Source organism: Streptomyces sp. NPDC102278 (assembly GCF_044766345.1).
GTDB lineage: Bacteria > Actinomycetota > Actinomycetes > Streptomycetales > Streptomycetaceae > Streptomyces.
Map to the genome: position 1 here is coordinate 92,510 of NZ_JBIWLV010000005.1, position 21,277 is coordinate 113,786.

Genomic DNA, 21,277 nt, shown 5'->3' on the forward strand with positions numbered 1-21,277 from the left:
GCGCCGGGCAGGGCCCGCCGTCGGGGTCACGCCGAGGCGCGTCGGAGCAGGCCACCGTTGATCAGGTACGCGGCGGCCCGGAGCGCCGGGTCCGGCCTCGGTCGCCGGCTTCCGTGAAGGTCCTGAGCGAGGCCACGAGGGCCGTCACGAAGGACTCCCGGACCGGCTCCGGGAGCAGGTCCAGGGACAGGTACGGGTTCAGGTCCTCCAGCTCGACCAGCAGCAGTTCCCCCGAGGGGGCGCGGCAGGCGTCCACGCGCTGGATGCCGTGGTCGAGGGTGTTCCACGCGATGAAGGACCGGGCGAAGTCCAGGTCGGCCGCGGTGGGTTCGTAGCGCTCCAACTCCCAGCGGCGGTCCGGGTCCGGGGCGTACAGGGCGTACTGGAAGGCGTCGTCGACGAAGTAGAAGGACACCTCGTACGCGAAGTCGACGCGCGGCTGGATCAGGAACTCGCCGGCGGGCACCCCGCCCGGGTCGGCGGTGAAGGTGAGCCCGATGGAGTCCGCGCCCTGCTTGGGCTTCACCGCGTACGAGGGCACGGACGGCAGCCGGTGCAGCAGCGCCGGGTCGTCGACCGTCGGGATCACCGGGAAGCCGGCCTCGGTCAGGTCGAGCAGGTACTGCTTGCCGGCCATGTCACCGCGGCCGGTCAGCGGGTTGTAGACCCGCGTCCCGGCGACCGTCGCGGCGGCGCGGAAGGAGTCGTAGGCCCCCTGGTGGTGCAGGACCGGACCGCTGTTGCGGACCACGACCGCGTCGAAGCCGGGCATCAGCCGCTCCGCGTCGAGCGGATGGCACAGGGCGAGCGGGAAGTGCTCGCGGAGCCGGGAGGTGAGGAATATGTCCTCGTCGCAGTAGCGGCGGCCGCGCGCCGGGTACGCCAGGTCGGTCACGAAGAGCAGAGGCATGCACGCAACCTATCGCGGGCACGGATCAGCGCATGAAATACCTCGTACGGGACAAAGTGCTCGCCATCGGCGACGACTACTGGATCGAGGACGAGGAGGGCCGGCACGCCTTCCTCGTCGACGGGAAAGCCCTGCGGGTGCGGGACACCCTGGAGCTGAAGGACCCGGACGGGCACATCCTGATCACGCTGCGGGAGAAGTGGTTCTCCTTCCGCGACGCGATGACCCTGGAGCGCGACGAGCGGCGTCTCGCCGTGATCCGGCGCAAGCGCCTCTCGCTGCTGCGCAACCACTACCGCGTCACGCTGGCCGAGGGCACCGAGGTCGACGTCAGCGGCCGCATCCTCGACCGCGAGTTCAAGGTCGAGTACGACGGGGAGCTGCTCGCGCTGATCTCCCGCCAGTGGTACCGGATCCGCGAGACGTACGCCGTCGACGTGGTCCGGGAGGACGCGGACGCGGCCCTGCTGATCGCCGTCGCGGTCTGCGTGATCCGGATGGCCGAGAAGGAACGGGACGAGGACGACTGACCGGGCGGGGGCGACCGACCGGACGAGCCGCGACCCGGCCGACCGGCCCGCCGACCGTTCGCCGGGCTAGCCCGCCGACCGGTCGCCCACCCGGTCGTGCCTGTGGCTGTCCCGGGCGGTGAGCTGTCCCTGTACGTAGGCGTCCGACCCGGTGCTGTACGGGCCGCCGTGGTCGAGCAGGAGGTCGGTGAGGCGCTGCCACTCCGCGACCGCCGCCCGGGTCGGCGCGTCGGCCCGCGACAGGTCACCGGCGGACTTCAGCGCGTCCTCCAGGGCGGCGGCGGCCTCGTGGTGGGCCATGCCCTGCGCCTCGGCGCGGACCCGGTCGCGGGCAGCGACCTCCCCGGCCGCGGGGTCGTGGGGTTCCAGGGCCGCCTCGATCACGGCCTCGGTGTCCCGCGTGCCCCGGGCCGCCGCCCCGGCGGCCCCGGCGTCGTCCCGCCCCGTCTCGTTCCCGTCCGCTTCCAGCACGCCACGCCCGCTTCCTGTCGGTACCGACCCCGCCCCTGCCCCGATACCCGCGAAAGGGCGGCCTAGCGTCCCATCCGGCGGTCCTTGAGCGCCGGGAACTGCTCGCGGGTCTCGGCGACCTTCGCGGGGTCCAACTCCACGGTGAGCACCTCCTCGCCGGTTCCCGCCTCCGCGAGCACCTCCCCCCACGGGTCCACGACCAGGCTGTGCCCGGCCTGCTCGACGCCCGCGTGGGTGCCGGTCAGCCCGCACGCCAGGACGTACGACTGGTCCTCCACGGCCCGCGCCCGGTTCAGCAGCGTCCAGTGGGAGCGACGGCGGGCCGGCCATCCGGCGACGACGAGCATCGTCGTCGCCCCGGCGTCGACCAGGCCCCGGAACAGCTCCGGGAAGCGCAGGTCGTAGCAGGTGGCGACGCCGAGGGTCTGCTCCGGCAGGGCCACCGTGGTCAGGGAGTCCCCGGCCGCCATCAGCACCGCCTCGCCCTGGTCGAAGCCGAAGCGGTGGATCTTGCGGTAGGTCGCGGCCAGCTCGCCCGCCGGGGAGATGACGAGGGCGGTGTTGTAGAGCGAGCCGTCGCCCGCGCGTTCCACCAGCGAGCCGGCGTGCAGCCAGACACCCGCGTCGCGCGCGGCCTTGGACATCGCCTCGTAGGTGGGGCCGTCGATCGGCTCGGCCTCGGTCTCGAACTGCTCGTAGGCGAAGGCGCCGACCGTCCACAGTTCGGGCAGCACGACGAGGTCGGAGCCGTTCTGCTCCCGTACGAGTTCGGCCACCCGGGTCCGCCGGGAGGACACCGACTCCGCGTCGTTCACCGCGATTTGGATCAATGAGGCGCGCACACTACCACCGTCCTGGACTTGTAGCCCTCGACTCGGGCCTACGATCGTCACACGAAAGCACTGCCGGGGTGCTCACCGGCAGCGTAGTTTTGGGAATAGTCCACAACGCGCCACTGAACAGCACGCGAGGGGTCCCGTTGACCGTCCATCCCAGCCTTCAGCCCTACGCCGACGCGTGGACCCACTCCATCGAGGCGATATCCGAGCTGGTCCTCCCGCTGCCCGAGCGCGAGTGGAACCGGGCGACCCCGTGCCCCGGCTGGTCCGTCCGTGACGTGGTGTCACACGTCATCGGCATCGAGTGCGAGCAGCTCGGCGACCCCCGGCCGATCCACACGCTGCCGAGGGATCTGCGGCACGTGGTGGACGAGTTCACCCGGTACATGGAAGTGCAGGTTGACGTGCGGCGCCACCACACCGCGCCGGAGATGACCTCGGAGCTGGAGTACACCGTCATCCGTCGGGCGCGGCAGTTGCGCAACGAGAAGCGGGACCCGGCCACGATGGTGCGCGGTCCGCTGGGCGAGCAGGTGACGCTGGAGGAGGCGTTGCGGCTGCGGGCGTACGACGTGTGGGTGCACGAGCAGGACCTGCGAGCGGCGTTGGGCGCGCCGGGCAACTGGGACTCGCCGGGCGCGTACGTGGCACGGGACATGCTGCTGAGCGGGCTGCCGAAGGTGGTGGCGAAGAAGGCGGGGGCGCCCGCGAACTCCGCCGTGGTGCTGGACGTGCACGGCGCGTTGGAGTTCATGCGGACGGTACGGGTGGACGCGGCGGGACAGGGGACCCTGGACAAGGCGCCGTCGCTCGGGCCGGCCGTGACGCTGACGATGGACTGGGAGACGTACGTCCGTCTCGCGGGGGGTCGGGTACGGCCGCGCGCCGTCGCCGACCGGGTGAAGGTCGAGGGCGACCCCGACCTGGCGGAAGCGATCCTGGCGCACTTCTCCGTGACCCCGTGATCCCTTTACCCCCTGACTCCGTGATCCCCTGACCCCGTGAACCGGTGACCCCGCGAACCGGTGACCCCGCGCTCCCAGGCCCCCTGCCACCGGCCGGTTCACGCCGACGCGGACGCCGGGGCGACGGGACCGGAGGGGCTCGACGGGTCGGGTTCGCCGGACGGGGCCGTGGCGACGGGCCGACGGTCGTGGGCGCGTTCCCTTTCCCGGGCCAGTGCCCGCCCCCGCAGCCGGAGGATCTGGGTGATGCCCAGCACCTCCAGGAAGAACACCGACGAGAAGGCGATCCGGTAGTTGTCGCCGGTGGCGTCGAGCAGGACGCCGACGGCGAGCAGGGTGGTCATCGAGGCGAGGAAGCCGCCCATGTTGGTGATCCCGGAGGCCGTCCCCTGCCGTTCGGCCGGGTTCGCCGGCCGCGCGAAGTCGAATCCGATCATCGAGGCCGGTCCGCAGGTGCCCAGCACCACGCACAGGACGACCAGCAGCCACATCGGGGCCCGGTCGCCCGGGTACACCAGGACCGACGCCCACATCAGGGCCGTCGCCCCCACCGTGCCCAGTGCCAGCAGGATCCGCGCGGACTGGCGGCGCCCGACGAGCTGGCCGTAGAGCAGCCCGAAGCCCATGTTCGCGGCGACGACCAGGGTGAGCAGCCCGCCGGCGGTGGTCCGCGACAGGCCCTGTGCCTCGACCAGGAACGGCATGCCCCACAGCAGCAGGAACACCATCGCCGGGAACTGGGTGGTGAAGTGCACCCACAGCCCGAGCCGGGTACCGGGCTCCCGCCAGGACGCGGCGATCTGGCGGCGTACGAACCCGCCCGCGCCCGGCGGCCCGGAGGCGGTCACCGGGGCGGGCGCGTGCCCCTCCGGGTGGTCCCGCAGGAACAGCGTCAGCGGGACCAGCACGATCAGCCCCGCCACCGCGCTGCCCGCGAAGGCGGGCACCCAGCCGACACCGTGCAGCACGGGCGCCAGCACCAGCGTGGAGACCAGGTTCCCGGCCATGCCGACCAGCCCGGCGAGTTGCGCCATCAGGGGGCCGCGCCGGGCCGGGAACCAGCGGGTCCCGAGCCGCAGCACGGAGATGAACGTCATGGCGTCACCGCAGCCGAGCAGGGCGCGCGCGGCCAGTGCCATCCCGTAGGAGGGGGACAGGGCGAAGCCGATCTGTCCGGCGGTGAACAGCACCGCGCCCAGCGTCAGCACCTTCTTGGTGCCGAGCCGGTCCACCATCAGGCCGACGGGTATCTGCATGCCCGCGTACACCAGCAGTTGGAGGAGCGAGAAGGTCGAGAGGGCCGACGCGTTGACGTGGAAGCGGTCCGCGGCTTCGAGGCCGGCGACGCCCAGGCTGGTACGGAAGATGACCGCGACGAAGTAGACGGCGACGCCGATCGACCAGACGGCGACGGCCTTCCGCCCGCCGGGGGGATCCAGGGGCAGGTTGGTCCGCGGGGCGGGCACGGGGGCGGTCATCGCGCGTCCCCCCGCACCAGCGCCTCGACTCGGCCCACGTGGGCCCGTACGGCGGTGGCCGCGGTGTCCGCGTCCCCGGAGCGCAACGCGTCCAGGATCTCGGTGTGTTCGACGAGCGTGCGCTCCACCCGTTCGGGATGGGCGTGCAACAGGGCTACTCCCATGCGCAGTTGGCGGTCCCGGAGCTGGTCGTAGAGCCGGCACAGGATCTGGTTGCCGGCGTGGCGCACGATCTCGGCGTGGAAGCCGCGGTCCGCGGCCATCAGCGCGACCAGGTCGCCCTCGGCGGCGTGTCGGCGCTGCTCCTCGATGAGCGCGGCGAGCCGGTCCAGCAGGGCGGGCGGCGCGGGCACGGCCTTGCGCGCCGTGAACTCCTCGACCAGCAACCGGGTTTCGATGACGTCCGCGATCTCCTGCACGGAGACCGGCAGCACCAGCGCGCCCTTCTTCGGGTACAGCTTCAGCAGCCCCTCGGTCTCCAGCCGCAGCAGCGCCTCGCGCACCGGCGTGCGGGACACGCCGACGGCCTCGGCGACCTCGCCCTCCGTGAGCAGGACGCCGCCTTCGAAGCGGCGGTCCAGCACGCCCTGTTTGACGTGCCGGTAGACACGGTCGGCGGCGGTCACGGCGGTGGCGGAGGATGGCATGCGCACAGGATAGATACATGAAGCGTGCAACGACCTCCTCCGTCCACCATCCGGACAGCGGCGGGCGGGTCCACGGAGGGCGGGGACGAGACGACGGCCCCCTCGCTGCACCGAAGGATGTACCCCGGCTTCGTCCACCCGCAGGACGTGCGCCGCCCCCGCCGCCGGGACGCTGGAGTCATGCCCGAGACCCTGCTCGCACCGCCGGTGACGACGACCCGGCTCCCTCTCCTCGACGTCCTGCGCGGGGCCGCGATCCTCGGCACGCTCATGACCAACGTCTGGATCTTCGCCTCCCCGGGCTCCGAATGGGGCGTCCTCCAAGGCGGGCTGGGAACCCCCGACGTCCTCGCGGACCCCACCCCCGCCCACCTGGCCGAGGCGCTCTTCCGCTTCCTCGCCGACGGCAAGTTCCTGGCCCTGCTGACGGTCCTGTTCGGCGTGGGCCTGGCCATCCAGTACGACTCCGCGGCCCGCCGGGGCGCCCCCTGGCCGGGCCGGTACGGGCGGCGGGCCGCCTTCCTCTTCCTCGAAGGCACCCTGCACTTCCTGCTGATCTTCGCCTGGGACGTGTTGATGGGCTACGCCGTCACCGCGCTCCTCGTCGCCTGGCTGCTCGCCCGCTCCGAGAAGGTGCGGCGCCGCGCGATGTGGGTGGCCGGCTGCACGCACCTGGCGCTGGTGGCCCTGGTGACGGTCGCCGCCGCGGCCGGGCCCGAGGGCACCCCGAAGGGGCCCGATCCGGACGCGGTGGCGCTGTACGCCGACGGCACCTGGGCCGAACAGATCGCCTTCCGCCTCCAGCACGCGGCGATCCTGCGCGTCGAGCCCGTCTTCAGCTTCGGGCTGCTCGTCTTCCTCTTCCTGCTGGGCGTCCGCCTGCACCGCGCGGGCGCGTTCGCGCCGACCGCCGGCGGGCGTCGGATCCGCGGCCGGATGGCCGCCTGGGGGCTGGGCCTCGGCGTGCCGGCGGGGATCGCGGCGGTGCTCGGCGGCGAGGCGTTCTTCGTCCTGGGCCGCTACGCGATCGCCCCGCTCATCGCCGTGGGCTACATGGGGCTGATCGGGGTCGCCCTGGACCGCCTGCGGGTTCCCGCCGCCGTGACCGGCGCCCTCGGCTCGGTCGGCCGCACCGCCCTGTCCTGCTACGTCGCCCAGAACCTGCTGTGCGTCCTGCTCTGCTACGGCCTCGGCCTCGGCCTCGCCGGGCGCCTCGCGGGCACCGGCCCCTGGTGGGTGATGGGCCTGTGGGCGGGCGTCTCCCTCACCCTGGTCGCCGGCTGCGCCCTGTGGCTGCGGCGCTTCGAGCGGGGCCCGCTCGAAGCGGTACAACAGTGGGCCCTCAAGCCCCGCCCGTCCCGCTCGTCCCCGTCCCGCCCGGGCCGGACGGGCGGTCGCTGACCTCCACCTCCAACAGGAACTCGTCGTACGGGGCCTCCTGCGGGTACGGCGGCCGGACCTGGGCGAACCGCACCCGGGCCCGGCCGCCCGCGCCGCGCCCCCGCACCAGGTACACCCGCTCCACCGTCGCCCCCGGCAGCGGTGGGGCCTCCCCCTGCGCGGCCCCGGCCGCCTCCGTCACCGAGACGGCGTCCGAGTCGCCGCCGACCTGCCAGGTCCACACGTACCCGCGCGCCCCGCGCCCGGTCAGCCGCAGCTCGTACGTCTGCCCCGGCGCGAGCACGATGCTCCGTACCTCCATCGGCGCGGCCCCTCTCAGGCGGGGCCGATCACCGGCCCCTCGTGCCAGCCCGCGCCGTCACGCCAGTAGTGCTGCAGGAGGCGGTCGGTGCGCAGGACGATGACTTCCAGGTTGAACCCGAAGCTGCCCTGGAGCATCCCGGTGACGGCCAGCGCGTCGTGCCCGAAGACCGCGCCGCGGGTCCAGCCGGCGCCCGCGGCGTTCCCGCGCCACCAGTGCTCGACGCGCCCGCCCTCGGCGACGGCGCACACCTCGTAGTTCCCGGCGGTGTCCTCGTCGGCGGCCCCGTACTGGCCCTCGATCAGGCAGGGCGCGGAGACGATCCCGCTGCCGAAGACCTCCCCGGCGCGCCAGACGAAGCCGTTGGGGTCGTCGCGCCACCACAGCTGCATCCGCCCGTCGTCGCGGGCCGCGACCAGGTCGAGGTGCCGGCCGCGGGTCTGGACCAGCGCCGGACCGTAGTGGGCGATGCCGGAGCCGAAGCGGCCGCCGTCGTTCCAGGTCCAGGGCGCGCCGTTGATCCGCCACCAGTGGTTCAGCCGGCCGTCGGCGGTCCGGACGACCACCTCGAAGTTGCCCGGCTTGCCGTAGTCGCTCTGGATGAACGCGGGGGTCGAGCCCACCGCCGCGTCGCCCGGGCCGAAGGCGCCGCCGTCGCGCCAGGCGCCCCCGGACTGTTCGTAGTACCAGTGGCGGAGCCGGCCGCCCGTGGTGACGTGCAGGGACTCCATGTTCCGGTTGTAGGTGGTGCCGGTGAAGGCGGGCTGGCCCGAGGCGTCCCCGGCGAAGGTCCCGGCCCGGGACCAGGCGAAGGGCGCCTCCCCCTCGCGCCACCAGTGCCGCAGGGCGCCCGCGCCGGTGCCGGCGAGCAGCTCGAAGTTGCGGTGGGCGCGGCCGTTGCCGCTCTCGTACACGTTGCCGGTGTGCAGGCGGCGCTTGCTCCACGGGTCGATGTTGGTGTCGCGCAGCCCGCACTTGGCCCAGTGGTCGATGTCGACCTCGCCGTAGGCGATGCGGCCGTAGCCGCCGACGTGGTAGCCGGTCCCCCAGGAGTTCTTGAACAGCCAGCAACCGGCCGCGTCGTCGTAGCCGACGATCAACACGCAGTGCCCGCCCGCGAGTCGGTCGCTGGTGCGGTGGTACACGCCGGCGCCCAGCCCGAAGAAGTCGTCGTACACGTCGAAGCAGGCCGTCAGCGGGCCGACCGTGTCCAGCCACACCTTCTGCTGCTCCGTGTCGCCCAGCCGCACGTACTCGGTGACGCGCACCGTGCGGCCCGAACGGTCCCAACTGGGCGTGTACTCGGCCCGCCAGGCCTCGCGCCGCTCGGCGGGCAGGCCGGGCGGAGGCGTGGAGTAGGGCCAGCAGTCCGGGTCCGCGAGCCCACCGTGGGCCGTGATCCAGTCCAGGGCGGTCTCCGGGTTGGAACCCTGCCCGCAGGTGGACTTCAGCCCGTCGTGCACGTCCCCCTCCGACCGCTCCGCCCACACGTCGTGCTCGATCCGGGCCATCGACTCCACCAGCCCGGCCGCCCCGAACGCCCAGCACGACCCGCACGGGTTCTGGTCCTTCACCTTCGTGAGCCAGGGCCACCCCCACCGGCTCCGCCAGTCCACGGCGGCCGGTCGGGCCCCCGCCGCCAACCCCCCGGATCCGGGCAGCAGGCCGTGCGCGGCCCTGCGCCGGGTGAGGTGCGGATTGCCGCTGACCCGCCCGATCAGCCCCCGCAGATCGACGGTCCCCGCCTCCTCGGCGGTCGTCAGGTTCACCCCCGGCTCCAGACCCAGCGCGGCGCGCGGCACGCGCTCGGCGTCGGCCAGGTGCTCGGTCACGGACCAGCGCGCCCCCCGTTCCGCGAGCCGCGCCCGCAACTCCCCCGCCGTCCGGACAGACTCCTGCGGCATACCGGCCCCCCAGTGTGCGATCGCCCGTACGGATGCGAGCGAGACCCGGGAGCGTCCCCCTGCCGGCGGGGGGCGTCAAGGGGGTCCGCGAGGTCGCGCGGTGGCACGGGGGTCGTACGCCCCGGGAGGCGGGGCGGGGCGCGCGCGACGGCCCGCCGGGCGGGCGGGAACCGGGCCTGCGGCCCTCCCGGAGGGCACCGCTAGGGTTTCCGCATGGGGACCTGGACCGCGCCGAGCGTCATCGAACGAGAGCTGCACGAGGCGAGGGCCGCGGGGAACTGGCCGGGCCTCCTCGACGTGCTGGCGCGGGCCCGCCTCCTCGTCCCGCAGTCCCGCGCGTTCCTGGACGCCCACCCCACCCAGGTCCGGCCCGAGCGGACCTGGTTCCCGCAGGTCCAGGCGCACGCCTACATCGCCTTCACCGAGGGCATGCTGCCCGTGCCCACCCCCGACCTGGTCTTCGACATCGCGAGCCTCGACTGGTTCGCCGACTGCTACCCGTCGGGCGCGGTCCCCTACCTGGCCGTCAACCCGGGCACCCCCTTCGAGGTGTTCCTGCCGATCTCGCCCGCGCACGCGGCGAGTTGGAAGTTCCACGTGGAGCGGCGCCCGCGCGACTACACCGGACTCGAACGCGACAAGGTCCACGCCCTGCACCTCGGCGGCCCGCTGCGCGGACCCGTCGCCTTCGGACTGGCCTGCGGCGCACACCTGTCGGTGCGTGCCGGGACGTTCTGGAACGCGCTCGCCTACCACGGTCAGGGCTACTCGCTGGAGCGGGAGAAGCTCCGGGAGTCCTGGGGCGTCACCACCCGCGAGGAGTGGCTGGCCATGACCGAGCGGCTGTTGACCGCCGACGTGGTCAGCCCGGTGTGGGAGTTCGCGCTGCGGGTGCGCGGGGCTCTCGCGAAGGAGTTCGCCGGGCCGGTGGACATCGAGCACTGGCGTCACGCCACCGCCTCCACCCTGCGGGCCAACGCGGAACGGGCCGCCGAGCCGCGCCTGACGCCCGACGGGGTGACCGTCGCACAGCCCCGGCCCACCGCCGAGGTGGAGGGGGAGATCGCGGGCCTCCAGCGGGTCATCGGGCGGATCGCCCGCTACGAGCAGCGCTTCCGGGCCGACGGGGTGCTCAGCGGAGGCGCGTACGTCCGGTCCGTCGAGGCGTGGGACTTCGGGCGGGCCTCGCAGATGGCCCGCTGGGGGCTCGGCGCCCGCTTCGGGAGCCTGGAGGAGACCGAGCGGGCCGTCGTCCGGGCCGGGAAGGCCTGCCGGCTGGCGTACCGCTCGTGGGAGGAGCTGTCGGCCGGGTTCGTCCTGGGGCGGTGCATGCAGTTCGACGAGGAGGAGTTCGGCCACTGGTACCAGGAAATGGTCGCCGTGCACCGGGAGTTGACGACCGACCCGGGCAGCCCCTGGGTGAACCTCCCGTGGGGGTAGCCGACCTCGGGGCCCCGGATCGCCGGGACGCGAACCGAGGCGGACGCGAGGGCCGCCCGACTAGGCTCGCGCGCATGACTGTTGAGCTGAACGACACCGTGCGGGGGCTGCTGGACGCGCCGCATCCCGCCGTCCTCACGACCATCAACCCCGATGGCGGACCGCAGAGTTCGGTCGTCTGGGTGTCCCGCGACGGCGACGAGCTGCTGGTCTCCACCGAGCGGGGCCGGCGCAAGGAGCGCAATCTCGTCCGCGACGGGCGGGTCGGCCTGACCGTCTTCGACCTCGCGAACCCCTTCCTGTACGCCGAGATCCGCGGCACCGCCTCGGTGACCGAGGACACCGGCCGGGCCGTGGCGGCCCGGATCGCCGAGGAGTACCTGGGCCCGGGCGGCGGCAAGGAGTACGTGGAGGCCCCCGCCGAGCGGGTTCGGGTGGTCCTGCGCATCACCCCGACGAAGGTCCTCGGGAACGCCGCCGAGGCCGCCGGCTAGACACCCCACCGGATCCAGGGTCCAGGCCTCAGGGCAGCAGGCCCCGTACCGCCGTCCAGGCGTCGACGGCCTCCGCCAGGGGGTCGTCGGCCGGCAGGTGGTCGCGGACCAGGGCCGCCCAGGGCACCAGGTTCTTGATCCGCCGCAGGTGCAGGATGCGTTCGCGCGGCAGGTCCCGCCAGGTCCGCGCCTCGGCCGCCGCCCGCTCCGGCGTCAGGTCGATCAGCGCGAGCACGTCCCGGCACAGGTTCGCCGGGTCACCGCCGCGACCGGGCCCGAACTCCCGGATCAGGTAGCCCCGTACGGCCGCCGTCTCGGCCCCGCGCGTCAGGTCGTCGGACCGTCCCGCCCGCAGGATCGCGGCCAGCGCCACCCGCCCCCACCGCATCCGCGCCGCGTCGGGCAGCGCCCGATCGCGCATGCGGGCGACGGCGAGGGCGCGCAGGGTCTCGGGGTGGGGTTCGTCGAGCAGGGGCGGATCGGTGGCCAGCCACGCCTCCAGCTCGTCCAGCGAATGGCCGTCCGGCGGTACGTACGTCAGCACCTGCCCGCGGCCGAGCAGCGCGACCACCGCCCCGGTGAGGTGGACCCGCGCCACGTGCCCGGCGTCGAAGGAGCCGACGGTCCGCCCGTACCGCTCTATCCGCCGCAGCCCGAGCCGCAGCTCCCCGACGGCGTAGACCTGCCCGGCGCGCGCGACGCCGCCGATGCAGCGGACGACGCACACCCCGCCGGTCACGTCGGCCCGCTCGACGGAGTACACCTGCAGTTCGGCGATGGGCACCCGGCCCCCTTTCCCCGGCGGGAGGCTACCCGGTGGCGGGTCGAGCCCGCGACGGCCGATGGCCGGGCTCCCGCGAGGGGGCCCGGCCATCGGCGCGTACGAGGGTGTTGCGACCGCTACGACCAGGTGAGGAGGCGGCGGGGGTGTTCCAGGACCGCCGCGATGTCGGCCAGGAAACGGGAACCGAGCTCGCCGTCGATCAGTCGGTGGTCGAACGACAGCGCCAGGGTGGTGACGTGGCGCGGCTTCACCTTGCCCTTGTGGACCCACGGCTGGAGCTTGATCGCGCCGATCGCGAGGATCGCGGACTCGCCGGGGTTCAGGATGGGCGTACCGGTGTCGACGCCGAAGACGCCGACGTTGGTGAGGGTGAGCGTGCCGTTCTGCATGTCCGCCGGGGACGTCTTGCCGTCCCGGGCGGTGCCGACCAGGGCCGACAGGGCCTCGGACAGCTCGCGCAGCGACTTGGTGTGGGCGTCCTTGATGTTCGGGACGATCAGCCCGCGCGGGGTGGCCGCCGCGATGCCCAGGTTGACGTAGTGCTTGAGCACGATCTCCTGGGCCGCCTCGTCCCAGGACGCGTTGACGTCCGGGTTGCGGCGGATCGCGACGAGGACGGCCCTGGCGATCAGGAGCAGCGGGTTGATCCGCAGACCGGCGAGGTCCGGGTCGTCCTTGAGCTCCTGGACCAGCTTCATCGTCCGGGTCACGTCGAAGGTGATGAACTCGGTGACGTGCGGCGCGGTGAAGGCGGAGCCCACCATGGCCTGGGCGGTGACCTTGCGGACGCCCTTGACCGGGATCCGGGTCTCGCGCGCGGTCGTGTCGGCCGGGGTCCGCACGACCGCCTCGGCGGGCACCGGGGCGGGTGCCTGGGCCTGCGCGGCGGCCGGCGCCGCGACCTGCGGCGCCGTGACCTGCGCGGTCTGCGGGGCGATCGCCGCGGCGGCGGCGGCGTGGACGTCCTCCCGGGTCACGACCCCGCCGTCACCGGTGGGGACCACCAGGGCCAGGTCGATGCCGAGGTCCTTGGCGAGCTTGCGCACCGGCGGCTTCGCCAGCGGGCGCTCGGACCCGGCCGGCGCGGCGAGTGCCGAGCCGTTCCGCGCGGGAGCCGCGGGGGCCGGTACGACGGCCGGCGCGACCGCCGGTACCGCCGCCGGTGCGACGGCGGAGCCGTTGCGCGCGGCCGCGGAGGCCGCCGGAGCGGCGCCCGCCTCGGCCGCGCCCTTGCGGGGGCGGCGCTTGGTGGAGGCCGTGGACACGCCGTAACCGACCAGGACCGGCTGACGGGCCTCGGCGACGGGCTCCTCGGCCGCGGCCGGGGCCGCGACGGCCACCGGGGCGGCGGCCTCGGGGGCCTCCTCCGCCGGGCCGGTCCGCACCGAGATGATCACCTGGCCGACGTCGACCGTGACGCCTTCCTCGAAGAGGAGGGCGTGGACCACGCCGTCGAACGGGATCGGCAGCTCGACGGCCGCCTTCGCCGTCTCGACCTCGCAGACGACCTGACCGTCGGTGACGGTGTCACCCGGCTGGACGTACCACTTGAGGATCTCGGCCTCGGTGAGGCCCTCGCCCACGTCGGGCATCTTGAATTCGCGGATCGTCACAGGGCTCTCCTCAGTACGCCAGCGAGCGGTCGACGGCGTCGAGCACCCTGTCCAGGCCCGGCAGGTACTCGTCCTCCAGGCGGGCCGGCGGGTACGGGGCGTGGAATCCGCCCACGCGCAGCACCGGCGCCTCCAGGTGGTAGAAGCACCGCTCCGTGATGCGGGCGGCGATCTCCGAGCCCACGCCGAGGAACACCGGCGCCTCGTGGACGACCACGAGCCGGCGGGTCCGCTCCACCGAGGCCTGCAGTCCGTCGAAGTCGATCGGGGACATCGAGCGCAGGTCCACGACCTCGACCGACTTGCCCTCCTCGGCCGCGGCGGCCGCCGCCTCCAGGCAGACCTTCACCATGGGGCCGTAGGCCGCCAGGGTGATGTCCGTGCCCTCGCGCGCCACCCGGGACCCGTGCAGGGCGTCCGGGATGGCATCGACGTCGACCTCGCCCTTGTCCCAGTAGCGTCGCTTCGGCTCGAAGAAGATCACCGGGTCGTCGCTGAGGATGGCCTGCTGGAGCATCCAGTAGGCGTCGCTCGCGTTCGAGGGCGAGACCACCTTCAGGCCGGGCACGTGCGCGAACAGCGTCTCCGGGGACTCGCTGTGGTGCTCGACCGCGCCGATGCCGCCCGCGTACGGGATGCGGATGACGACCGGCATCTTGATCTTGCCGAGCGACCGTGCGTGCATCTTCGCGAGCTGCGTGACGATCTGGTCGTACGCCGGGAAGACGAACCCGTCGAACTGGATCTCGACGACCGGCCGGTAGCCGCGCAGGGCCAGGCCGATCGCGGTGCCGACGATGCCCGACTCGGCGAGCGGGGTGTCGATGACCCGCTCCTCGCCGAAGTCCTTCTGGAGTCCGTCGGTGATGCGGAAGACGCCGCCGAGCTTGCCGACGTCCTCACCCATGATCAGGACCTTGGGGTCCGTCTCCAGGGCCTTGCGCAGCGAATCGTTGAGCGCCTTCGCGATGGTCAGCTTCTGAACGGCCATGGCGGTCACTCCCCACCTTCGAAGGACGCGAGGTACGCGGCGAACTGGGCGCGCTCCTCGTCGACGAGCGCGTGCCCGTCCGCGTAGACGTTCTCGAAGATCGCCATCGTGTCGGGGTCGGGCATGGCGCGCACGACCTCGCGCACCCGCTTGCCCAGGGTCTCGCTCTCGGCTTCCAGCTGCTCGAAGAACGCCTCGTCGGCGCCGCCCGTGGCGAGGAGGTGGGCCTTCAGGCGCAGGATCGGGTCCTTCGCCTCCCAGGCCGCGGTCTCCTCGTCGCGCCGGTACTTCGTCGGGTCGTCGGAGGTGGTGTGCGCGCCCATGCGGTAGGTGAACGCCTCGACGAGGGTCGGGCCCTCTCCGCGCCGGGCCCGCTCCAGCGCCCACCGGGTGACCGCGAGGCAGGCCAGCACGTCGTTGCCGTCCACCCGGACGCCGGGGAAGCCGAAGCCCTGGGCGCGCTGGTAGAGCGGTACGCGCATCTGGCGCTCGGTCGGCTCGGAGATCGCCCACTGGTTGTTCTGGCAGAAGAACACCACGGGGGAGTTGTAGACGGCCGAGAAGGTGAACGCCTCGGCGACGTCGCCCTGGCTGGACGCGCCGTCGCCGAAGTAGGCGATGACGGCCGAGTCGGCGCCGTCCTTGGCCACTCCCATGGCGTAACCGGTCGCGTGCAGGGTCTGCGAGCCGATGACGATCGTGTACAGGTGGAAGTTGTTGATCTTCGGGTCCCAGCCACCGTGGTTCACACCGCGGAACATGCCGAGCAGGTTGGTCGGGTCGACCCCGCGACACCAGGCCACACCGTGCTCGCGGTAGGTCGGGAAGACGTAGTCGTCGTCGCGCAGCGCCCGCCCGGAACCGATCTGCGCGGCCTCCTGGCCGAGCAGCGAGGCCCACAGGCCCAGCTCGCCCTGACGCTGCAGGGCGGTCGCCTCGCCGTCGAAACGGCGGGTGAGGACCATGTCGCGGTACAGATCGCGCAGGTCGTCGGTGGTGATGTCGGCGACGAAAGGAGCGAACTCGGCGATGTCGGGGTTGTCCGCGACCTCGACCCGTTCTCCCTCGGGCGTCAGCAGTTGTACGAGCTGAGGCTCGGCGTCGTGCGGCTGTGCGGTGGCAGCGGCGGTCTTGCGGGCGCCGGCTGCGCCTGCCGCCCGCTTGGTGCCACTGCTGCGTCGCGGCTTGCGCGCGGCAGTGCTCTCCACGGTCACGTGTGCTCCTCCGTCGGTCCGGCACCCGGGTTCTCCGGGGTCCAGTGCGGCTCACCTGTATCTGTACCCGAGCACGGGGTGGGTGCGCGGAACGTACGGGATTCAGGCGTGACAGGTGCCCCGGCGAGTGCCCTGCGCAATGCACGTTACCCAGTGCCCCGCATAACTGCGAAACCCCGTTTGACCTGCGATTTTGCTTGGATATCCAAGTAAATCGGCGACTTCGGGAACAACCACTGGTCACAGCCTTGCAGGGGGCCGGAACAACGGCACGTTATCCCGGGTAACTCCGGCAGGGAAGGGGTTCACGGGTGATCACTGACGGATGAACCTCGCAGCCCCCGCACGGGCGGGCCCGCCCGTGAACCCTCCGCGCGGGGATTCGCACGCAAAGACGAACCGTGGGGAAGGGTGAGAAGGGGCGGACGGCCCCACCGGACGAAAACGGTGAGTATGTGAACGAGTGTGTGAAGATGAGTTTGTGCGCGAAGACGGAAAAATCAAGGTATTTCTCCTGGACGACCACGAGGTGGTACGTCGGGGCGTCCATGAACTCCTGTCGGTCGAAGACGACATCGAAATCGTCGGGGAAGCCGGTACGGCCGCCGACGCGCTCGTCCGCATCCCGGCCACCCGTCCCGACGTCGCGGTCCTCGACGTCCGCCTCCCGGACGGCAGCGGCGTGGAGGTCTGCCGCGAGGTGCGCTCCCGGAACGAGGACATCAAGTGCCTGATGCTGACCTCGTTCGCCGACGACGAGGCACTGTTCGACGCGATCATGGCGGGCGCATCGGGCTACGTCCTCAAGGCGATCCGCGGGAATGAGCTGCTCAGCGCCGTCCGGGACGTCGCGGCGGGCAAGTCCCTGCTGGACCCGGTGGCGACCGCCCGGGTGCTGGAGCGGCTGCGCGACGGCAAGAACGGCAAGGGCGACGACCGGCTCTCCAACCTCACCGAGCAGGAGCGCAAGATCCTCGACCTGATCGGCGAGGGGCTGACCAACCGCGTCATCGGCGAGCGGCTGCACCTGGCGGAGAAGACGATCAAGAACTACGTCTCCAGCCTGCTCTCGAAGCTCGGTATGGAACGCCGCTCCCAGGCCGCCGCGTACGTGGCCCGCCTCCAGGCCGAAAAGCGCGCCTAGGCCGGCCGAAAAGGGGTGGCAGCCCCGTCGATTCGGGACCAACGTCCCTGATCAACGGGGCGGGATCCCCTTCCCCGACCAGGTGTCGGGGGCGGAGAGTGGAGCACATGTCCCCTGAGGAACTCCACGCCGTCGAACTGCTGCGCCGGGTGCCGTACGGCCGGGTGGCCACCAGCATGCGCGCGCTGCCCTTCCTCGCCCTCGCCCGCCACATCGTGGTGGACGGCGGGGTCGTCCTGAGAATGCACGCCGGGTTCGGCCACCACCAGGCCTGCAGCGGCAGCGTGGTCTCCTACGGGGCCGACAACTTCAATTCCGGGGACCGGCGCCTGTGGTCGGTTCAGTGCACCGGCACCGCGGAACTCGTCGAACCGACCAACGCGGAACTGGAACTCTTCGGTCCGGGTCCGCATTTCGTCGACGGCGCCGTTTTCGACCCCGTCTACATGCGCATCGAACCGCAACTGGTCACCGTGCACACCCTGGCCGGCAGCCGCTCCTCGCACGACCGGGAGTACCAGCACGCGCTCTGACCGGTCGGCGCGCGCCACGACCGGCCGGCACGCGCACGGGAAAGGGCCCGACGGAAATGATTCCGTCGGGCCCTTTCGTCACAGCCGTTACTGCCGAGTGTCGTCGCCGTTCCCGCCGGGGCCGCCACCGCCGTCGGGCGGGGAGGGGTCCACCGGGTCCGTCGACGGCTTCGTCGAGGTCGACGGCTTGGACGACGAAGGCTCGTTGCTCTCCGACGGCTTCGTCGAGTGCGACGGCGACGTCGAGGGCGAGTTCGACGGCGGGGTGTAGCTCGGGGAGGTCCGGTCGCGGCTCGGCGAGGGCCTGTACGTCTCCTCGTCGCCGCTGTCGTCCGTGCGCGGGGAGTCCGGGGACTGCGCCGAGGGGGAGTCCACGGGCGTGTCCGCGGAGCTGGCCGGGGTCTTCGGCGAACTCTGCGTGGTGTTCGGGGACTTCTTCTCTTTGCCCGAACCGTCATTGCCCACGGTCTTCACCGCGTACGCGACGCCGCCGGCGATGGCCAGCACCGCGAGCAGCGCGAAGACCACCATCTTCCAGCGGCCTCCGGCACCGCCCTGGCCACCGTTACCGCCCTGGCCGCCGTGGCCGTTGCCGCCGTTGCCGTTGCGGCCGTTTCCGTAACCGCCGCCGCCCGGGAAGGCCGAGCCGTCGTCGGGGTTGAGCGGGGGCACCATCGGCTGCTGGAACTGCGAGGTCGTGGCGTGCTGGGGATACTGACCGCCCGCGCCGCCCTGCGGCATCGCCGTGGTGGGGTTGGACCCGGGCTGCCCGTGCGGAAGCGTCATGGTGACGGGGCCGGTGTTCCAGGTTCCGGTGTTCGGCCCCTGGTCGTGGAGCATCTGGAGCGCGTACTGGACGAGCCCGCGCATCTCCTCGGCCGACTGGAAGCGGTCGTCCGGATCCTTGGCCAGCGAGCGCATGACCAGACCGTCGAGCTCCTGCGGGATGTGATGACCCTCCGGCAGCTGCGACGGCGGGATCGGCGCGTCCTGGACGTGCTGGTAGACCACCGACAGCGGCGTCTCGCCCGTGAAGGGGGGCCGCAGCGCGAGGAGTTCGTACAGCAGGCAACCGGTGGCGTACAGGTCGCTGCGGTGGTCCACGGCCTTGCCGAGAGCCTGTTCGGGCGACAGGTACTGCGGGGTGCCCATGACCATGCCGGTCTGGGTCATCGTCGACTGCACCCCGTGCAAGGCGCGGGCGATGCCGAAGTCCATCACCTTGACCGCGCCGGTGTCGGTGATGATGACGTTGGCGGGCTTGATGTCGCGGTGCACGATGCCGTGCTGGTGGGAGTAGGCCAGGGCCTCCAGCACGCCCGCGACGATGATGAGCGCCTGGTCGGGGCCCGGGGCCTCGGCGCTGATCAGCAGATCGCGGATGGTGCGGCCCTCGACCAGCTCCATCACGATGTAGGGAACGACGTTCGGGCCGACCCGGTCCTCGCCCGAGTCGTACACGGCGACGACGGCGTGGTGGTTCAGCCCGGCGACCGACTGCGCCTCGCGCGTGAAGCGGGCCTTGGAGACGGGGTCCTCGGCGAGGTCGGCGCGCAGCAGCTTCACGGCGACGGTGCGGCCCAGCCGGACGTCCTCGGCGGCGAAGACCTCCGCCATGCCACCGCGGCCCAGGCGGTGGGTCAGCCGGTAACGGCCTTCGCCCACCAGGCCGCCTGCGCCCCAATGCTCAGGATCCTCGGCCATCCCGGCGCCGTTTCCCTCGGGTTCGGGTGCCATCAGTCCTCGCCGTCGTCTCTCTCGGGCCGCAACTCAGCGGTGGGTCCTCTTGGGGTGCTGCGACGAACGCTACAGCCTCCGAACCGTTCACCGTTCGGACAATGGCTCGCGGTGGCCTTGTGGTCACGGAACGGGCACCTGGCTTGACGTGTGCTTGCCCTCCGGCAGACTGGCTGCCACATGCGCTCTGCCAGACGCGTCAGGACACCGCCCGAGGGGAAGCAACAGTCATGAGCCAGGACGGCACACAGGGCCGATACGCAGGCGGCTCCCTGGCCGGTGGCCGTTACCAGCTAAGGGACTTGCTCGGCGAAGGCGGCATGGCGTCCGTCTACCTCGCGTACGACGCGGCCCTCGACCGACAGGTCGCCATCAAGACGCTGCACAGCGAACTGGGTCGCGAGGCGTCTTTCCGCGAGCGGTTCCGCCGCGAGGCGCAGGCTGTAGCGAAACTGTCGCACACGAACATCGTCTCGGTATTCGACACGGGCGAGGGCGAGCTCGACGGCGCGCTGATGCCCTACATCGTCATGGAGTACGTCGAGGGGCAGCCGCTCGGCAACGCGCTCCAGACGGACATCGCCCAGTACGGCGCGATGCCGGCCGACAAGGCGCTCAAGGTCACCTCCGACGTGCTCGCGGCGCTCGAAACCAGCCACGAGATGGGTCTGGTCCACCGCGACATCAAGCCCGGCAACGTGATGATGACCAAGCGCGGCGTGGTCAAGGTCATGGACTTCGGCATCGCCCGCGCCATGCAGTCGGGCGTCACCTCGATGACCCAGACCGGCATGGTCGTCGGCACCCCGCAGTACCTTTCGCCCGAGCAGGCGCTGGGCCGCGGTGTGGACGCCCGGTCCGACCTCTATTCCGTCGGCATCATGCTCTTCCAGCTACTGACGGGGCGGATCCCCTTCGACGCCGACTCGCCGCTGGCCATCGCGTACGCCCACGTGCAGGAGGAGCCGGTCGCCCCGTCCTCCATCAACCGGTCGCTGACCCCGGCGATGGACGCGCTGGTGGCGCGGGCCCTGAAGAAGAACCCGAACGAGCGCTTCCCCACGGCGGCGGCCATGCGGGACGAGATCGACCGCGTGCTGGGGGCCGGCCGGCCGGTCGCCCCCGTGATCGTGCCGGGTTCGACCGCGGGTGGCAGCGGGGCGGGCGTGAGTTCGGCCGTGTTCCCGCCGGTGGACTCCGGGTTCCAGGCGCCGCCGCAGTCGGTGCAGCAGCCGTACCAGCCGCCGCACACCCCGGCGCCGTCCCCGTACGCCCCGCAGACGCCGGCGCACGGCGGTTACGCGTACCCGCCCCAGCAGCACGCGCAGCAGCAGCACGCTCAGCACCAGTACGCCCCGCAGACCCCGCCGCCGTTCACCATCTCGCCGAATCCGGCCCCGGTGCCGGTGGGCGCGGGCGGTGCGTCGAGGAAGAACACGGGCGTGATCGTGGCCTCGATCGTGGTGGCGCTGGTGGCCATCGGCGGGCTCGTCGCCGCGCTCAAGATGGGCGGCGACGACAAGGACAAGGACATCGCGACCCCGTCCTCCTCGACCTCGGCGTCCGGCTCCACGCGCCCGGGCTACCGGGGACCGGACCTCTCGCGGACGATCGACGCGGAGAAGTGCAAGAGCCCGTCGAAGGCCTACGACGACGCCAAGAAGGTCACCGCCCCCGACTTCCGGTACAAGAACATCCGCTCGGTGAAGGACTGCATCCAGGCCGCGGGCTGGAAGATCAAGGAAGAGCCCCGCGACGAGGCCGTCTACGGCGACGGCACCGTGGTCGACCAGTTGCCCTCCGCCGGCGACAAGATCGACCCGAAGGACACCACCTTCACCCTCCGCGTCTCCACCGGAAACCCGGAGTAGCACGGGGCGG

Annotated in this window: 20 protein-coding genes; 8 read left to right on the forward strand and 12 right to left on the reverse strand. The window is 72.3% G+C overall.

What is annotated here, in order from left to right:
* Nucleotides 1-61: 61 nt before the first annotated feature.
* Nucleotides 62-910: a hypothetical protein gene (locus ACIRO3_RS15020; RefSeq protein WP_404136509.1), complete on the reverse strand. Its 849-nt coding sequence runs from the start codon at nucleotides 908-910 to the stop codon at nucleotides 62-64.
* 32 nt (nucleotides 911-942) lie between these two features.
* On the opposite strand from ACIRO3_RS15020, the gene ACIRO3_RS15025 reads away from it, so the two are divergent.
* Nucleotides 943-1,440 carry an LURP-one-related family protein gene (locus ACIRO3_RS15025; RefSeq protein WP_361770536.1) on the forward strand — a complete coding sequence of 166 codons (498 nt, stop codon included), beginning with the start codon at nucleotides 943-945 and terminating at the stop codon, nucleotides 1,438-1,440.
* A gap of 66 nt (nucleotides 1,441-1,506) precedes the next feature.
* Here ACIRO3_RS15025 and ACIRO3_RS15030 read toward each other — a convergent pair whose 3' ends face one another.
* Both ACIRO3_RS15030 and ACIRO3_RS15035 read right to left on the reverse strand, forming a co-directional pair.
* Nucleotides 1,507-1,911, reverse strand: coding sequence for a hypothetical protein (locus tag ACIRO3_RS15030; RefSeq protein WP_404136513.1), 405 nt, complete (start codon nucleotides 1,909-1,911; stop codon nucleotides 1,507-1,509).
* Nucleotides 1,912-1,973: 62 nt separating this feature from the next.
* Nucleotides 1,974-2,753 carry a carbon-nitrogen family hydrolase gene (locus ACIRO3_RS15035; RefSeq protein WP_404136516.1) on the reverse strand — a complete coding sequence of 260 codons (780 nt, stop codon included), beginning with the start codon at nucleotides 2,751-2,753 and terminating at the stop codon, nucleotides 1,974-1,976.
* A 137-nt stretch (nucleotides 2,754-2,890) separates the two neighbouring features.
* Between ACIRO3_RS15035 and ACIRO3_RS15040 the strand changes: the two genes are divergently transcribed.
* A complete protein-coding gene (locus tag ACIRO3_RS15040; protein WP_404136518.1) occupies nucleotides 2,891-3,715 on the forward strand; it encodes a maleylpyruvate isomerase family mycothiol-dependent enzyme in 825 nt (274 codons plus the stop codon).
* A 98-nt stretch (nucleotides 3,716-3,813) separates the two neighbouring features.
* Here the strand turns inward: ACIRO3_RS15040 and ACIRO3_RS15045 are convergent, their stop codons facing one another.
* Together ACIRO3_RS15045 and ACIRO3_RS15050 are read right to left on the reverse strand one after the other, a co-directional pair.
* The gene (locus ACIRO3_RS15045; protein WP_404136521.1) at nucleotides 3,814-5,193 is read right to left on the reverse strand and encodes a nitrate/nitrite transporter; all 1,380 of its coding nucleotides are present in this window, start codon (nucleotides 5,191-5,193) and stop codon (nucleotides 3,814-3,816) included.
* Nucleotides 5,190-5,840 carry a GntR family transcriptional regulator gene (locus ACIRO3_RS15050; protein ID WP_361770551.1) on the reverse strand — a complete coding sequence of 217 codons (651 nt, stop codon included), beginning with the start codon at nucleotides 5,838-5,840 and terminating at the stop codon, nucleotides 5,190-5,192. Before ACIRO3_RS15050 ends, ACIRO3_RS15045 begins: the two co-directional genes overlap by 4 nt.
* A gap of 180 nt (nucleotides 5,841-6,020) precedes the next feature.
* On the opposite strand from ACIRO3_RS15050, the gene ACIRO3_RS15055 reads away from it, so the two are divergent.
* A complete protein-coding gene (locus tag ACIRO3_RS15055; RefSeq protein ID WP_404136524.1) occupies nucleotides 6,021-7,241 on the forward strand; it encodes a DUF418 domain-containing protein in 1,221 nt (406 codons plus the stop codon).
* Here ACIRO3_RS15055 and ACIRO3_RS15060 read toward each other — a convergent pair.
* Both ACIRO3_RS15060 and ACIRO3_RS15065 read right to left on the reverse strand, forming a co-directional pair.
* Nucleotides 7,183-7,542 carry a protease inhibitor I42 family protein gene (locus tag ACIRO3_RS15060; RefSeq protein WP_404136526.1) on the reverse strand — a complete coding sequence of 120 codons (360 nt, stop codon included), beginning with the start codon at nucleotides 7,540-7,542 and terminating at the stop codon, nucleotides 7,183-7,185. The genes ACIRO3_RS15055 and ACIRO3_RS15060 overlap by 59 nt on opposite strands.
* Nucleotides 7,543-7,556: 14 nt before the next feature.
* Complete coding sequence (locus ACIRO3_RS15065; RefSeq protein ID WP_404136529.1) at nucleotides 7,557-9,446, reverse strand: C1 family peptidase; 1,890 nt, start codon at nucleotides 9,444-9,446, stop codon at nucleotides 7,557-7,559.
* Between the two features lie 213 nt (nucleotides 9,447-9,659).
* On the opposite strand from ACIRO3_RS15065, the gene ACIRO3_RS15070 reads away from it, so the two are divergent.
* Both ACIRO3_RS15070 and ACIRO3_RS15075 read left to right on the forward strand, forming a co-directional pair.
* Nucleotides 9,660-10,886 (forward strand): DUF1266 domain-containing protein, encoded by a 1,227-nt coding sequence (locus ACIRO3_RS15070; RefSeq protein ID WP_404136532.1) that lies wholly within the window; start codon nucleotides 9,660-9,662, stop codon nucleotides 10,884-10,886.
* 74 nt (nucleotides 10,887-10,960) lie between these two features.
* Nucleotides 10,961-11,380, forward strand: coding sequence for a PPOX class F420-dependent oxidoreductase (locus ACIRO3_RS15075; RefSeq protein ID WP_361973630.1), 420 nt, complete (start codon nucleotides 10,961-10,963; stop codon nucleotides 11,378-11,380).
* A 28-nt stretch (nucleotides 11,381-11,408) separates the two neighbouring features.
* Here ACIRO3_RS15075 and ACIRO3_RS15080 read toward each other — a convergent pair whose 3' ends face one another.
* From ACIRO3_RS15080 to pdhA, 4 genes are all read right to left on the reverse strand, one after another.
* Nucleotides 11,409-12,164 (reverse strand): hypothetical protein, encoded by a 756-nt coding sequence (locus ACIRO3_RS15080; protein WP_404136535.1) that lies wholly within the window; start codon nucleotides 12,162-12,164, stop codon nucleotides 11,409-11,411.
* A gap of 116 nt (nucleotides 12,165-12,280) precedes the next feature.
* Nucleotides 12,281-13,756: a dihydrolipoamide acetyltransferase family protein gene (locus ACIRO3_RS15085; protein ID WP_404137153.1), complete on the reverse strand. Its 1,476-nt coding sequence runs from the start codon at nucleotides 13,754-13,756 to the stop codon at nucleotides 12,281-12,283.
* Nucleotides 13,757-13,787: 31 nt separating this feature from the next.
* Nucleotides 13,788-14,768, reverse strand: coding sequence for an alpha-ketoacid dehydrogenase subunit beta (locus ACIRO3_RS15090; RefSeq protein WP_404136538.1), 981 nt, complete (start codon nucleotides 14,766-14,768; stop codon nucleotides 13,788-13,790).
* Between the two features lie 5 nt (nucleotides 14,769-14,773).
* Nucleotides 14,774-15,982, reverse strand: a complete 1,209-nt coding sequence (gene pdhA / locus ACIRO3_RS15095) for a pyruvate dehydrogenase (acetyl-transferring) E1 component subunit alpha (protein WP_361770572.1) — start codon at nucleotides 15,980-15,982, stop codon at nucleotides 14,774-14,776.
* 481 nt (nucleotides 15,983-16,463) lie between these two features.
* On the opposite strand from pdhA, the gene ACIRO3_RS15100 reads away from it, so the two are divergent.
* Both ACIRO3_RS15100 and ACIRO3_RS15105 read left to right on the forward strand, forming a co-directional pair.
* Nucleotides 16,464-17,126, forward strand: a complete 663-nt coding sequence (locus ACIRO3_RS15100; protein ID WP_267801846.1) for a response regulator transcription factor — start codon at nucleotides 16,464-16,466, stop codon at nucleotides 17,124-17,126.
* A 107-nt stretch (nucleotides 17,127-17,233) separates the two neighbouring features.
* The gene (locus tag ACIRO3_RS15105; RefSeq protein ID WP_404136542.1) at nucleotides 17,234-17,659 is read left to right on the forward strand and encodes a pyridoxamine 5'-phosphate oxidase family protein; all 426 of its coding nucleotides are present in this window, start codon (nucleotides 17,234-17,236) and stop codon (nucleotides 17,657-17,659) included.
* Nucleotides 17,660-17,746: 87 nt separating this feature from the next.
* Here the strand turns inward: ACIRO3_RS15105 and ACIRO3_RS15110 are convergent, their stop codons facing one another.
* The gene (locus tag ACIRO3_RS15110) at nucleotides 17,747-19,396 is read right to left on the reverse strand and encodes a protein kinase (protein ID WP_404136544.1); all 1,650 of its coding nucleotides are present in this window, start codon (nucleotides 19,394-19,396) and stop codon (nucleotides 17,747-17,749) included.
* Between the two features lie 230 nt (nucleotides 19,397-19,626).
* Between ACIRO3_RS15110 and ACIRO3_RS15115 the strand changes: the two genes are divergently transcribed.
* Entirely contained in the window at nucleotides 19,627-21,267 is a 1,641-nt protein-coding gene (locus tag ACIRO3_RS15115; RefSeq protein ID WP_404136547.1) for a protein kinase, read from the forward strand.
* Nucleotides 21,268-21,277 lie beyond the last annotated feature (10 nt).